Below are 12450 nucleotides of genomic sequence, written 5' to 3' on the forward strand. Positions count from 1 at the left end.
TTCGGCACGGACACCGAACTCGGCGCCGATCTGTTGGATCCGCTGGCCGAATTCGGCGAAGGCCTCGGCGGAGAACTCGGCGTCGTCGGAGGCGATGACGTCGCGCAGCGAGAATTTCTCGTTGAACGCGAAGTTGGACACCAGTGCCACTCCGGGAAGACCGAGGTTCTCGACCAGCATGCGCCCGGGGATCGCCATCGTGTCGAAGCACACGGCATCGGGCGCATCGGCGCGGAATCGTTGCCGCAGGATCGGGAAGCTGGCTCTGATGTCGTCGACGAAGAACTGGATCATCGCGGTCGTTTGCTCCGGGCCGAACTGCCCCCGCTGCGTTTCCGGCATTCTGGTGGGCAGTTCGATGACGTCGGCGCCGGTGGTCTCCACTGCGGAGGCCAATTCGCGGCCGACGGCGTAGCTGACCCGGTGGCCGCGGCGCAGCAGTTCGGTCACCAGGGGCAGGGTGGGGTTGACGTGACCTACTGCGGGCATGCTGATGAAGGCGAAGTGCTTTTTCATGATCCCTCGTACTGGACTTGCGCGTTTCACGCGTGGATGCCGACCGCTCGGATCCGGATCTTCTGCGGTGGCGGTATGCGGCCTTGATCATCACCGGGGCGACGGTGCGTTTCTCCGTTCTGGGTGGAATATGCGCGCGATCCACCGGGCCATCTGGTTGTGAGTGTTCGTTCCGGCGGCAACCGGCGTTTTCGCTCACGACCGCAGACCCGCGTTGATCTTTCAGCTGCCGGTTTCCTCGGGGTCCGGCTCCGGGCTCCGGCTCCGGGCTCCGGCTGTCATTTCGACTCAGCATCATTGGTCGTGATGAGGCCGGGTAGATCGTGCCTGTGCGTCGTTCGAGTGCGTCCCTGCTGCGGTGTTTGGCCGCGGCGAGGTTCGTAGCCGTGCAGCGGGCCTTGCTCAAGCACGGTCGGCAACAGCCCGCCCAGGTGTCGTCGAGCCATGCCGTCTCTCATAAGTAGACACACTACACAACTATGTAGGTTGCGTACATATAGCCCAGCCAACATGCTCAACCTGCTCAGGTGGGACTCGCGGCCCGTGACCGGTCGCGATCGCCCGCGAGCGGGCGGTCTCGTTCCTGAAATCCATGGTTTCGGCAGCCCCTTCCGCGGCGGTGCAAGTCTCAGCAGGAACTGGAACTGTCACTGCTGGACGAACTGCTGCCGCCGCTATCACCGCAGCTGAATCCGCCGAAGTCGGAGCCGCTACCTGTATCGCCATAGCTCGTCGAGCCGCTGCCGATGTCGCTGCCGAACGTCGAGGAATGCCCGGAACGCCGGGCCTTTCTCCTGGGCGCCCGCACGATGTTGATGATCAGGATGAGCGCAACCCAGAAAACCCAGAACGTCCAGAACACACTCTGATCAAACACTGGTCTCGCCCTCCTGGGTCGTCTATCCGCAGTCGCTGGTTGGACGTGGAGAATCCGCAAATCGTTCCGGGGCAAGCCAACGAGTACGCTGTTCGACATCGCAGCGGCAAGAACCTGCCTCTCGCAGGGCTAGGTCCCGATCGAGTTCGACGAGGATCTTGGGCAGGTCGTGTCCGTCCATGGGTTTTCGGTAGACCTGTGCGCCGGCGTGTTTCGCTCGCATCGACGGACCGGAACGGGAATCCACCGGCGACGACGGTGTCCGGGACCGTAGAGCCGCATTGTTGTCCAATGTGGAGGCTGCTGTGTCCCGCTGCGGGCTCGTTCCTGGCTGGTACGGGTGGACCTCGCGAAGCTGACCGGGGCAGGTTGAGGTGGTGCCAATGATCAAAGCGCGCACACGGTCTTGCTGGGCGTCAGGTGGGTGGCAGCTTGGCCTTGACCTGCTGCGCGAAGCCGACCGCCCCTCACCCGCACCGTCCGTGGCGTGCTTTCCGTCCCACCGCCCTGATAAACGGTGTGAACGTCGCATCCGCCCGAGTCGCTCCTGATCAAGGCGGGCAGGCCGCCGATACGATTCTCGGCTTCCACGAACGCGGGATAGTCCATGGCCACCGCGACGCGCAACACCCCACCGCTGTGGTCAGTCATGCGAATCGAACCCGACGCGAGTTCGCCTCCGAACTCCTCGGTGGGCAGTCAGCCCTGGCCGCTGTGGCACATCGGGAGTAGCAGCGACCGCGCGGACGTGCGGCTCCGTCGGCTTCACGACGATGTCCGTGCGGTTGGGTGGAACCAGAGTGTGGTGTTCCTACGTCAGAACCGGCGATGAATCCGGCCAATGCGGGAGCTTGTTCGTGACGGATACGACCAAACCAACGGCACCAGGCAGCCTTGTCGCCGCACAATTCGCCGACGGGTTCGACAGCACCACCATCACCGGCTTCCGCTGATGATCACGACCACGACGAAGCACCTGCGGCAGTGGTCGGCTTCGCCTGTCATCGCCGGCGGGGAAAGGGGAACTGGCATGATGCCATCACGATCATCTTCGGTGTGTTCTTCGTGCCTCCCGCGGCGTTTGCGGCATTGAGTCCGTTCTCGTGGTGGCAGTGGAAGACCCGCGACGCGGATGTCGACTGGCCCAGTGACGGAGAGCTCAGGCGGATCCGCATCGGGGGTGTGCTCGGATTGCTGATGTACGCCGGATTCTGCGTCCTTGAATTGCGCGGATATGAATGGGCCTTTTGAGGCCGGCAGCAACATCATCGACACGATCGCAACTGCGGCCAGCAGCAGCGTTGCGCGCGCATGTCGTCCGCGCCGGCCTGGTCGGGAGATCGCACTGTGCGGCTACCGAGAACGCCCGCACTGCGGTTGCGTGCGGCGACGAGGTCGCCCCTTTGAGGCGGCGCAGCATGCTGTATCCGGTGAACGGGCTCTTGTCGAGTGTTGCCCGCAAGCGTTCGTGCGAGGAATCGGGGGCGACCAGCAGGCTGTGGAGTTCGTCGACGGAATTCCTGTCCTGCGGTGAACTCGACGTCGAGGCCTCGCTGGTCGTTGCGGGGCATGACCTTGCTGACGATGGCGGGATGGGTCGGTCGTCAGCGAGGCGCCCATAGTTGGTCGGCATCTCCGGTGTCGAGGCGGCCTCGGTAGACGTCGATCTTGTGGCTGATGAGCTCCAGGTTCTCTTGGAGATCGGAGATCTGGGCGAGCACTTGGTCGCGGTGCGACTCGAGCAGGTCCAGGCGGTCGTGCTCATTGCCTCTGCCAGCGGCCACGAGCTGGGCGTAGCGGCGGATGCCTCTGATGGGCATGCCGGTCGCGCGCAGCTTGGTGCAGACGGTGATCCACTCGAGGTCGAGCTTGTGGTATCGGCGGCGGCCTCCGTGGGTGCGGTCCACGGGCGTGACGACCAGGCCGGCTCGCTCGTAGTAACGCAAGGTGTGCGCGCTGACGCCGCTACGGCGCGCGGCTTCGGAGATGCTCAGTCCCGCCTCGGGGATCGGATCCGGCACGTCTCGTTTGACTTCGAGCACGCTCTAAAACCTAGCGTTCCCGACATGAATCTCCCAACCCTGTTCTCGTCGCCGAAGAGGGGTACCGATCAACGACGCCGACTGCTGGTGCTCGCGATCTGCTGCACCAGCGTGATCGTCGTGGTGATGGACATCTCGATCGTCAATGTCGCGCTGCCGGCCATTCGACGCGACCTGGATGCGTCGGCGGCTGGTCTTCAGTGGACGGTCGACGCCTACACCCTGGTGCTGGCGAGTTTTCTCGTTCTGGCGGGCTCGATGGCCGACCGTTTCGGCCGACGGCGCGTATTCCTCGTCGGACTCGCTGTCTTTGGACTCGGGTCATCGTTGTGCGGGCTGGCGTCGACGATCGAGTGGCTGATCGCGGCGCGAGCGCTCCAGGCCGTCGGTGGCACCATGCTCAATCCGGTGGCGATGGCGATCGTGGCCAACACGTTCACGGAGCCGGCTGAGCGGGCGCGGGCGATCGGTGTGTTCGGTTCGACGACCGGCCTCTCCCTGGCTCTGGGGCCGATCCTCGGTGGCGCGCTGGTCGATGTCTTCGGCTGGCGCTCGGTTTTCTTCGTCAACGTGCCGATCGTGGCCGCCGCAATCGTGTGCGCCGCGATCTTCATTCCCGAGTCCCGCGCTGCCCGTGCCCGCCGGCTCGACCCGATCGGCCAGGTTCTGGTGGCGCTCCTGATGGGATGCGTCGTCTACGCGGTCATAGAGTCCAGGTCGCTGGGCTGGAGTTCACCGGCCATCCTCGGCCTGTTCGCCGTCGCCACCGTGAGTGCTCTGGGCATCGTCTTCTACGAACCGCGTCGGACCGACCCGCTGCTGGAGTTGCGCCTGTTCCGCAGTGTGCCGTTCAGCGCGGCGATCCTCATGGCGCTCTTCGCCCTGTGCGGGTTCAGCGCCTTCCTGTTCGTGACCACCCTGTATCTCCAGGACGTGCGCGGCATGTCGGCGTTGTCAGCGGGACTGTGCCTGGTTCCGGTCGGGGCCCTGGTCGTGGTGCTCTCGCCCTTCACCGGACGGCTGGTCGGGGCACGTGGTCCGCGGATTCCGCTCGTGATAGCTGGAGTGGCCCTTGCCTTGGGCGGAGGGGCATCGATGTGGCTGTCACCCGAGACGCCGCTGCCATTCGTACTCGCGGTCTGCCTGCTGATCGGCATCTTCCTGGGTGTGGTCAACCCGCCCATCACCAACACGGCTGTCTCTGGCATGCCCCGGTCGATGGCCGGGGTGGCCGGATCGCTGGCCTCCGCCGGCCGGCAAACCGGCACCACCCTGGGCGTCGCGATCGCCGGCACGATCGTCGGACCAGCCCTGACGGCCGGGCCGGCCAGCTACACCGAAATAGCGCAGGGCGTGTGGTGGATGGTGCTCTGCCTCGGCCTGGGCGTCCTGCTATTGGCGCTGCTCAGCACTGGATCATGGGCCAAGTCGACCACAGCGGATGCGGCGGCGCTGTTCAGGGAGTTTGACCACGGCCCGGATAGTCCGCAGTCATCGGTCCGCGCCCGATGACTGCGACGCCACGCCGCGGCGGGAACATGGCATGGCACACCGCAACGCGCGGTGGTCGTCGAAACCCCTTGGACTGGCCGCAGCGGCACAATCGACCATCATGTCGTGGCGTTCGACAGAAGCGAGAGCGCTAGCTGCGCTAAGGCGGTCGACCTTGAGACACGAAAGCGACGGTTGTGCTGTCCAGTAGAAACGACAGCACAACCGCCCATATCTGTTTGCTTCCAGTCGGCAGTAGGGTGTGACTCCTTCTGGGTGGGAGCAACCGGTAGAGCAAGCTAGCTAGGAATTGGCTGGTCTAGATGCGGTCTCTGGGAGTACTAGGGCGTGGTTACCAGCCACCCCAGCCACCCCAGCGGCCCCAGCCGCCCCAGCCGCCGCCCCAGCCCCAGCCGCCCCAACCCCAGCCGCCCCAGCCCCAGCCGCCCCAACCTCCCCAGTTGGTGCGCTGACGACCGAAGACAGTGCTGATCTTCATGGCGGTTCCTCATCATCGCTGTTGGGCGTAATGGTTTCAGTGGATCTCTGTTTCAAAATCGTACTGTGCGTAGTGACAACACCAGGCGCCCTCCTGATGGCGAATGGCCGGAGTACGCGATTATTCCCCGAGCCATCGGCGGAAAGACATCACCGATGGTTCTCATGTACTTCCTTTTCGACAGTAGTGCCGGACTCTGGCGAGAAAAAGGGGACTTTGTCCCGCGCACGTTCCGTGTCCACTGAGTAGTCGGCGGACCCACTGATTCGCCGACGTGAGGGAAAGAGCGTTGCGCTACGAACAGTCGGTCACCAGAGGCAACATCGACGACGAGATTTGCTGAACCACAGCCCAGGCAACCTGAAACCGCGAGGGCTCAAACCACTCGTGCTGGGCAGGTGATTCCAGGAACCGCCTCCACCGTGGTGGAGTGCCAGGCCAGGGGCACGTCGGGAGGACGAAGGAAGGCGTCGCACCGATGTTTTCGGAACAGTGGTCGTCGACTGCGGGCACTGGGTCGTCGTTGCTGACTCCTCCGAGTGCAGGCGCACCGCGCGCTCGCGCAGCTCAGCCGGGATACCTCTGCGGCTCGTCGGGGTACTTCCTGGGTGCAGTGGCGACGCCATTCTTCCGCGTTAGCAAGATCAAATCTCGTTTGGCGGTCACCGGTGACTGGGGAAGCTCGGGGGCACGGCCGTCGCAGGCGAGTCGGAGAGGGGCGGCTGCCTAGGACGATCTAGGGAGGATGGGGTGTCTGCGAACAGGTTCACCGAGCGGCTGACTCGCGATAACGCGGCCGTGGTGCTGGTCGACCACCAGGTCGGTCTGTACAGCGGTGTGCGTGACATTCCGGTCGGCGAGCTGAAGCACAACGTGGTGGCCCTGGCCAAGGCGGCCCAGGTGCTGGGGCTGCCGCTGGTGGTGACCACGACCGCGGCGGACAGCATGTGGGGACCGGTCATTCCCGAGCTTGCCGAGGTGCTTCCCGACGGCTCGCGGGTCATCGATCGCTCGACCGTCAACGCGTGGGACGACCCTCGCGTGGCCGAGGCGATCCGGGCGACCGGCCGGCTCAAGCTGATCATCACGGGCATCTCGACCGAGGTGTGCCTCGCCCTCCCGGCCATCAGTGCCACGGCGGAGGGGTTCGACGTCTACGCCGCGATCGACGCCTCCGGCACCTTCTGGCAGACCAAGCGCGAAGCAGGTCTGCTGCGCATGCAACAGGCCGGGGTGATCCCGATCGACTACTCGACTGCCATCGTCGAAATCCTCGCTGACAACGCCGATCCCCTGGCCGCTGACGTCTACACCGCGCTCGACATGCCTTTCGCGGTACTCGTCGGCCAGATCGCCTCCGCATTGTCCAAGAGCTGATGTCCTTGGTCGATGTCGAGTCGGTACTCAGGACGATCCCCTCGGCCCAACGCGGTGTGCAGATGTTGTTCTGGTCAGCTCGTGTGACGACAGAATCCTTCGCCTGCTTCTGACTTCCTGTATTGGAAGAGCAGGTTTCTGCGTGGTTTCGGTGATGGCGTGACTGAGCGAAACACAAAGTTTCCTTCCGCCTGTTGCATGCCCTGCCAGCAGCTCGCCATGTTGTTCCTGCATGCGCCGCTGATTTCACGAACAGGGGCGCCTGCGCCTGGTGAGGTGTCGGGGAGTGCCTACCAGCTAGGCGTGCCGAACACGTCGGCGAACGTCTTTCCATCCTTGCAGGATGTCGTCGCGCTGTTCGACGGTGACCTGCGCGCACGAGGCGCGTGCATGCTTGGTCGTAGCAAGAGGATCAGCTTGAAGGGGCGGGCCGGTCGGCCAAGACTCCGTGCAGCATTCCGGTGGCCTGTCCGATCTCGATGAGGTACCCGTCCGGGTCGCGGAGATAGCACCGCAACTCGGCCTTGCGGTCCTTGGGCTCTGTCAGAAATTGCGCGCCTTTCGCGCGGGCGTCGGCATAGAACGCGGCGATATCGGCGACTCGGATGTTCAGGAACGCCGACACCGGGTCCCCAGGCTGGGGCGGGGTCAGGCTGATGTCCGGTTTATCTGGAGTGGGTCCGCCTCCGGGGTTCATGATGATCCAGCTGTTGGCGATCCGGACGGTGGTGGGGTTCTCGGCCAGCACGACCTGCCCGCCGAAGATGTCGACGTAGAACTCTCGCGAGACGCTGACGTCACGCACGGTCAGGAAGTGCGTCACAACCAGCCCCTGCTGTGGTGCGGGGAAATCGTCATGGTCCGTCACTGGTGTCTCCTAACGATCGTTTGGTCGCGAGCCGCTGATCGCCCCAGCGGTGCGGATCGATCTCCGTTCCCTCGGTGCGGAATTTGTTGATCTCGGCGGTGTTGAAGCCGAGCTGGGCGAGGACCTCGTCGTTGTAATCGCCCAGGCCGGGGGTGCCGCGGCGCCGGCCGGAGACCTCTTCTAGCCCAGGTGCAGTTTCTCGCACGCGCTGCTGTTCCGCCCCGGCATCATCCAACAGGGGGCGCCGACCTGCCTCGCGGCGATCGGGCGGACACAAGGCAACGGCCCGCGCGTTGTAGATAACCGGAGCTGATGGCTGCCGGGGTTGCTCAGGTCGTGAGCGTGGTCTGCTACCCACCGGATCACGCGGTGAGTCGGCCTGCAGCAGCTCTCCGGAACATCTGCTATTGCCTACGCGACTGCCCTTCGACAGGACCGCGAATTTCGCTTGCGGTCAGCTATGCGCTCAACGAGGGTGGCGTCCGGACCGCCAGGAGGGAAGTCAGTATGTACGTACCGCCTTCGGCGCGACCGCTCAACGCGGAGGAACGCGAACTGGTTGAGCTCGCCCGCCGAACGATCGACGCCAACGCGGATTCCGGTCCTGACGAGGACGGCATCCACACGATGGGCGCCGCTGTGATGGCGGCCGATTTCCGCATGTTCAGCGGCGTGAATCTCTTCCATTTCACCGGCGGCCCATGCGCCGAGTTGGTCGCACTCGGCGCGGCTCGGGCCCAGGGCGCGCGGCAGATGGAGTGCATCGTGGCGGTCGGCAGCGACGGGCGCGGTGTCACGGGCCCGTGTGGGCGTGACCGGCAGGTGTTCGCGGACTACTACCCGACGATGCGTGTCGTCGTGCCCACTCCGGACGGGTTGCGTTCTGTAGTGGCGGCCGATTTGCTGCCGCTGCACCAGAAGTGGACCTTGGAAGCCGGCACGGCCGCCTTCGACGCGTCGAGCCACAACGATCCCGAGCACCGAACCTGACATGACCACCGGGGTGGCTGCACCGCTTCGCATTCGGCCTTGTCCGTCGGTCAACTGCACGAGCCGATGGCGGCCGCTCGCTGTGGCAGTTGCCCGTTCGCGATGTTCGGTCGACCTAGCGGAATCACCTGGAACGCAGTGGAAGCGCGCCTCGACCACGCGAGGGATTACCCGGCCGGCGGGCGGGTCCCCACCCCGTCCGCCGGCCGTGGCAGGAGGAACTCGTGTCAGTGGAAGGTCATGTGGTCGGCGATAACGGTCTTCCCGTCCTGCTGCAACTCGCCCGAGGCGGTCACCTTGTCACCGACCTCGGGATAGCCGTTTCCGAGCTCGACAGTGGTGTCCGGGGTCAGGACGAACTCCAGCTCCGGCGCGCCCGGGTGCGCGACGACGGAGAACACGGTCACTTCGCCCCACACGACGTCGCCCCGCTTCTCGATCTTGCTGACCTCGCCCTCGACCCTGATGTTCTGCTGTTCATTGGACGGCCTCACCTGCTGGGTCTGGCTCTTCGTGACCTGGCCGTCCGCGGACGCGGCAACGGCGGTCCCACCGAAGACGAGGGCGGGCAGCAGGGCGAGGCCGGCGATGACGCCGACGCGGCGCGTGCTCTTGGCAGACATGGTTCTTGCCTTTCGCGTTGTGTGCGCCGGTCCTCGAGGACCGGATGAGCACAGCCTGTCCGCCCCGTTTGAGCGATCTCGGAGAAGATCTGGGAGAGTTCTGAGAATTCGTGGGCTCGCGAGGAGAGGCGAGCCCGTTCTCGCTGGAGAGCACCGCCCGGTTCCCAGGGAACTCCCAGAACTTTCCGGGATTCACCCAGCTGCGTCGGAGCTCGCATCATCGACGAGCGGCAGCAGCACCCGGAACGTCGCTCCGGCTCCCGGTGCCGTTTCCAGGGAAATCGTTCCGCCGTGCGCGGTGACCAGGGAGTGCACGATGGCCAGGCCGAGTCCGGCGCCGCCGCCGTCGGTGCGGCTGCGCGAGTCGTCCGCGCGGTAGAACCGGTCGAACACGCGCGCCTGCTGTTCGTTGGTCAGCCCCGGGCCAACGTCGGCGACCTCCAGAACGGCCTGGCCGTCCGCAGTGCCGACACCGATGCGGATCCGCGTGCCCTCCGGGGTGTGCCGGACGGCATTGCCGACGAGATTGTTGACCACCTGCCGCATTCGGGCCTCGTCGGCGTACGCGGGTGCGGCGGCCGGTGCTTCGCCGTTCGGCCCGGTGAGCTCGACCGGCCGGGACGGATCGAGCGCGCGCACGTCGTGCAGCGCGTCGGCGGCCACGGTGCGCAGATCCATCTGCGCCAGCTCCAACGAGTCCGTCGGATCGCGCTGCTCGTCGAGCCGCGCGAGCAGCAGCAGGTCCTCGACGAGCCGGGTCAATCGCAGCGACTCGCGCTCGATGCGGTCCATGGTCCGCTCGACGTCCGCCTGCTCGGTCAGCGCGCCCATCCGGAACAGCTTGGTGAATCCCCGGATCCCGACCAGCGGGGTGCGCAGCTCGTGGCTCGCGTCGGCGACGAACCGTCGCATCCTGGACTCGGACCGCTCCTTGGCCGCGAACGCGGCCTCGTTCTGCGCGAGCATGCTGTTCAGCGCATCGGACAAGCGGCCGATCTCGGTGCTCGGCGCGGCCAGTCCGGGCACGCGCTGGCTGAGGTCGCCGTCGGCGACGCCTGCCAGGGTCCGCTCGATGCGCCGCAGCGGTCGCAACCCGCCCCGGATGGCGAACGACCCCACCACGGTGAGCACGACCAGCAGGCCGACACCGGTGGCCAGCGAGATGGCGTTCAACCGCGTGATGGTCGCCTGCACCCCGTCCAACGAAGCCGCCACCACCATCGTCTCGCGGCGGATCTGCATGCTGGAACCTCCGTCGCTGACCGCGAAGTTGTTCGAGGGCAGGGCGAGTACCCGCCAGCTGCCCGAACCGTCCTCGCTGGGCACGTCGAACGGGCGACCGCCGCGCGCGTCGACCGCGGCGACGTCCAGGTGCGGCAGTGCGGGATCGGCCGGACTGGGCCGCCCCTGGGGGCGCTGCTCCACGATCAGCCCGCCGTCCGGATCCAGGAACGCGGCGTAGTTGTCCCAGAATCCGCCGCCCTCGCCGACCGGGATCGTCTTCGCGAACGACTCGGGGGATCGCACCTGCTGCGCCATGCCCGTCGCCATCGGGCGGAGTTGCGCATCGATCCGGCTGATCAGGTAGCCGTGCAGAAAACCGGTCACGACCGCACTGCCCACGACCAGCCCGACGGCGAGCAGCAGGCTCGCGATCAGCAGCACCCGTGCGCGCAACGACAGGCCGCGCAACCTCCGCCGATTCGTCATGCCCGCGGCTCGCGGAGCACGTAGCCGACGCCGTGCACCGTGTGCAGCAGCTTGGGGCCGGCTTTGTCGATCTTGCGGCGCAGGTAGCTGATGTAGGTGTCGACGATGCTGGGATCGCCGCCGAAGTCGTACTCCCAGACCTGGTCGAGGATCTGCCGCTTGGACACCACCCGGCCCGCGTTGAGCATCAGGTAGCGCAGCAGGCGGAACTCGGTCGGCGACAACCGGATCGGGGTGTCGGCCCGCACCACCTGGTGTCCGTCCACGTCGAGTTCCAGGTCCGCGACCCGCAACGTGTCGCGCGGCGCGGGACCACCGGAGCGCCGGAGCACGGCGTGGATCCGCGCGATCAGCTCCTCGGGGTCGAACGGCTTGGTGATGTAGTCGTCGCCGCCGAGGCTGAGCCCGTTGATCTTGTCCGCGGGATCGTCGCGGGCGCTGAGGAACAGCACCGGCACCGGAACGCCCGTGCCGGTCTGCTTCCGGAGTCGCCGGATCACCTCGAAGCCGTCCATGTCCGGCAGCATCACGTCCAGCAGCACCAGATCCGGGGTGTTGAGCCGCGCCTGCTCCAGCCCTTCGTCGCCACTGGCAGCGGAGGTCACCGTGAAACCAGCGAATCGCAGTGTGGCGGCCAGGAGTTCTCGCACCGTGGGTTCGTCGTCCACGACAAGCAGATTCGTTCCAGGTTCGGATGCCACGCTGAGCCTTTCCGGGTAACCAACCGTGACGTTGGTAGCGGTGACCGAGGACGCGCCGAAGGGTGGTGCGGTACAGCACAAAGACGCGGAACCCCGGTATGAAGAGGCACCTTCCGAGATTAACTTCATTGAAGGTCCCGCAACCAGATGAGTGTCACACACACCGCCACGCTGCCCGTGCGCGACCAGACGGTGCTGTTTCCGCCTGTTCTGAACGACGTCGCCGCAGCACCCGTGCCGGTAGCCGAGCGATGAGCCGTTCAAGCAAACAGTCCTGATCCTGCGCTGGTTCCTCGACAACACCCGCGTGGCGCAACCGGCCTGCTGACAATGCGATCAGCAAGTCCAGCGCGTATGACTACCGGACCTCTGGTGGTCGGGCGAGCACGCCCGCCACGGCGGGAACATCCAGGTCCTCGCCGCACCGGATGACTGGCCACTGTGGACTTGCGAAGTACGGCCCGGCCGCGAACACGACACCACCGCGCTACGGACCCGCACCGAGATCCTTCGACATCCACGTCGAGGCGACGGTGTTCCGGGCAGGGCTGGTGGGCCGGGATCGCTCGCCGAACGCGGTCAGGGCTTACGCGGCCCGCACGGCGTTGTACCTGACCTCCTGCGCTTCCCGGCGGGTCGACTGGGCTGCCCCGGGTTGTGGGCGTTGAAGGGAGCTTCCGGCTCGCAGTGGGACCGGAATGCGGTCCACCGGTCGGCTTCGAGTCCCATCCGTGTCCATTGGTCTCGTGAACCCTT

Annotated in this window: 13 protein-coding genes and 2 pseudogenes; 5 read left to right on the forward strand and 10 right to left on the reverse strand. The window is 65.9% G+C overall.

Translation table 11 applies throughout. From position 1 onward, the window contains the following. From AB0I53_RS38540 to AB0I53_RS38550, 3 genes and pseudogenes are all read right to left on the reverse strand, one after another. Positions 1–516 (reverse strand): annotated as a pseudogene (locus tag AB0I53_RS38540) (glycosyl transferase); the annotation flags it as partial. Positions 517–1144: 628 nt separating this feature from the next. After that, entirely contained in the window at positions 1145–1378 is a 234-nt protein-coding gene (locus tag AB0I53_RS38545) for a hypothetical protein (RefSeq protein WP_358613988.1), read from the reverse strand. 402 nt (positions 1379–1780) lie between these two features. Further along, positions 1781–2044, reverse strand: a complete 264-nt coding sequence (locus AB0I53_RS38550; RefSeq protein WP_358613989.1) for a hypothetical protein — start codon at positions 2042–2044, stop codon at positions 1781–1783. Positions 2045–2287: 243 nt separating this feature from the next. On the opposite strand from AB0I53_RS38550, the gene AB0I53_RS38555 reads away from it, so the two are divergent. Then, positions 2288–2644 carry a hypothetical protein gene (locus AB0I53_RS38555; protein ID WP_358613990.1) on the forward strand — a complete coding sequence of 119 codons (357 nt, stop codon included), beginning with the start codon at positions 2288–2290 and terminating at the stop codon, positions 2642–2644. A 353-nt stretch (positions 2645–2997) separates the two neighbouring features. Here AB0I53_RS38555 and AB0I53_RS38560 read toward each other — a convergent pair whose 3' ends face one another. After that, positions 2998–3435, reverse strand: a complete 438-nt coding sequence (locus AB0I53_RS38560; RefSeq protein WP_358613991.1) for a MerR family transcriptional regulator — start codon at positions 3433–3435, stop codon at positions 2998–3000. Positions 3436–3522: 87 nt separating this feature from the next. On the opposite strand from AB0I53_RS38560, the gene AB0I53_RS38565 reads away from it, so the two are divergent. After that, on the forward strand, positions 3523–4947 hold the full coding sequence (locus AB0I53_RS38565; RefSeq protein WP_358614024.1) for an MFS transporter: 1425 nt from the start codon (positions 3523–3525) through the stop codon (positions 4945–4947). A 331-nt stretch (positions 4948–5278) separates the two neighbouring features. Here the strand turns inward: AB0I53_RS38565 and AB0I53_RS38570 are convergent, their stop codons facing one another. Then, a complete protein-coding gene (locus AB0I53_RS38570) occupies positions 5279–5425 on the reverse strand; it encodes a hypothetical protein (RefSeq protein ID WP_358613992.1) in 147 nt (48 codons plus the stop codon). Positions 5426–6223: 798 nt separating this feature from the next. Here AB0I53_RS38570 and AB0I53_RS38575 point away from each other — a divergent pair. Next, the gene (locus tag AB0I53_RS38575) at positions 6224–6802 is read left to right on the forward strand and encodes an isochorismatase family protein (RefSeq protein ID WP_358613993.1); all 579 of its coding nucleotides are present in this window, start codon (positions 6224–6226) and stop codon (positions 6800–6802) included. Positions 6803–7214: 412 nt separating this feature from the next. Here the strand turns inward: AB0I53_RS38575 and AB0I53_RS38580 are convergent, their stop codons facing one another. Both AB0I53_RS38580 and AB0I53_RS38585 read right to left on the reverse strand, forming a co-directional pair. Beyond that, positions 7215–7670, reverse strand: a complete 456-nt coding sequence (locus tag AB0I53_RS38580) for a VOC family protein (protein ID WP_358613994.1) — start codon at positions 7668–7670, stop codon at positions 7215–7217. Further along, on the reverse strand, positions 7657–7905 hold the full coding sequence (locus AB0I53_RS38585) for a hypothetical protein (RefSeq protein WP_358613995.1): 249 nt from the start codon (positions 7903–7905) through the stop codon (positions 7657–7659). The genes AB0I53_RS38580 and AB0I53_RS38585 overlap by 14 nt, the downstream gene beginning before the upstream one ends. Before the next feature lie 77 nt (positions 7906–7982). Here AB0I53_RS38585 and AB0I53_RS38590 point away from each other — a divergent pair, with 77 nt between their 5' ends. Further along, on the forward strand, positions 7983–8660 hold the full coding sequence (locus AB0I53_RS38590; RefSeq protein WP_358613996.1) for a hypothetical protein: 678 nt from the start codon (positions 7983–7985) through the stop codon (positions 8658–8660). Between the two features lie 227 nt (positions 8661–8887). Here the strand turns inward: AB0I53_RS38590 and AB0I53_RS38595 are convergent, their stop codons facing one another. The 3 genes from AB0I53_RS38595 to AB0I53_RS38605 all read right to left on the reverse strand — a co-directional run bounded on the left by AB0I53_RS38595 (position 8888) and on the right by AB0I53_RS38605 (position 11661). Further along, entirely contained in the window at positions 8888–9283 is a 396-nt protein-coding gene (locus AB0I53_RS38595; protein WP_358613997.1) for a hypothetical protein, read from the reverse strand. 192 nt (positions 9284–9475) lie between these two features. After that, on the reverse strand, positions 9476–10993 hold the full coding sequence (locus AB0I53_RS38600) for a HAMP domain-containing sensor histidine kinase (RefSeq protein WP_358613998.1): 1518 nt from the start codon (positions 10991–10993) through the stop codon (positions 9476–9478). Then, entirely contained in the window at positions 10990–11661 is a 672-nt protein-coding gene (locus tag AB0I53_RS38605; RefSeq protein WP_358613999.1) for a response regulator transcription factor, read from the reverse strand. The genes AB0I53_RS38600 and AB0I53_RS38605 overlap by 4 nt, the downstream gene beginning before the upstream one ends. Before the next feature lie 298 nt (positions 11662–11959). Between AB0I53_RS38605 and AB0I53_RS38610 the strand changes: the two are divergent. Next, a pseudogene (locus AB0I53_RS38610) lies at positions 11960–12187 on the forward strand (transposase family protein); the annotation flags it as partial. Positions 12188–12450: the final 263 nt, after the last annotated feature.

Source organism: Saccharopolyspora sp. NPDC050389 (assembly GCF_040655595.1).
Lineage (GTDB): Bacteria > Actinomycetota > Actinomycetes > Mycobacteriales > Pseudonocardiaceae > Saccharopolyspora.

Coding starts and splice junctions, on each gene's coding strand:
- AB0I53_RS38590 (WP_358613996.1), top strand. CDS start 7,983: ATGGCTGCCGGGGTTGCTCAGGTCGTGAGCGTGGTCTGCTACCCACCG.
- AB0I53_RS38595 (WP_358613997.1), bottom strand. CDS start 9,283: ATGTCTGCCAAGAGCACGCGCCGCGTCGGCGTCATCGCCGGCCTCGCC.
- AB0I53_RS38570 (WP_358613992.1), bottom strand. CDS start 5,425: ATGAAGATCAGCACTGTCTTCGGTCGTCAGCGCACCAACTGGGGAGGT.
- AB0I53_RS38600 (WP_358613998.1), bottom strand. CDS start 10,993: ATGACGAATCGGCGGAGGTTGCGCGGCCTGTCGTTGCGCGCACGGGTG.
- AB0I53_RS38550 (WP_358613989.1), bottom strand. CDS start 2,044: ATGACTGACCACAGCGGTGGGGTGTTGCGCGTCGCGGTGGCCATGGAC.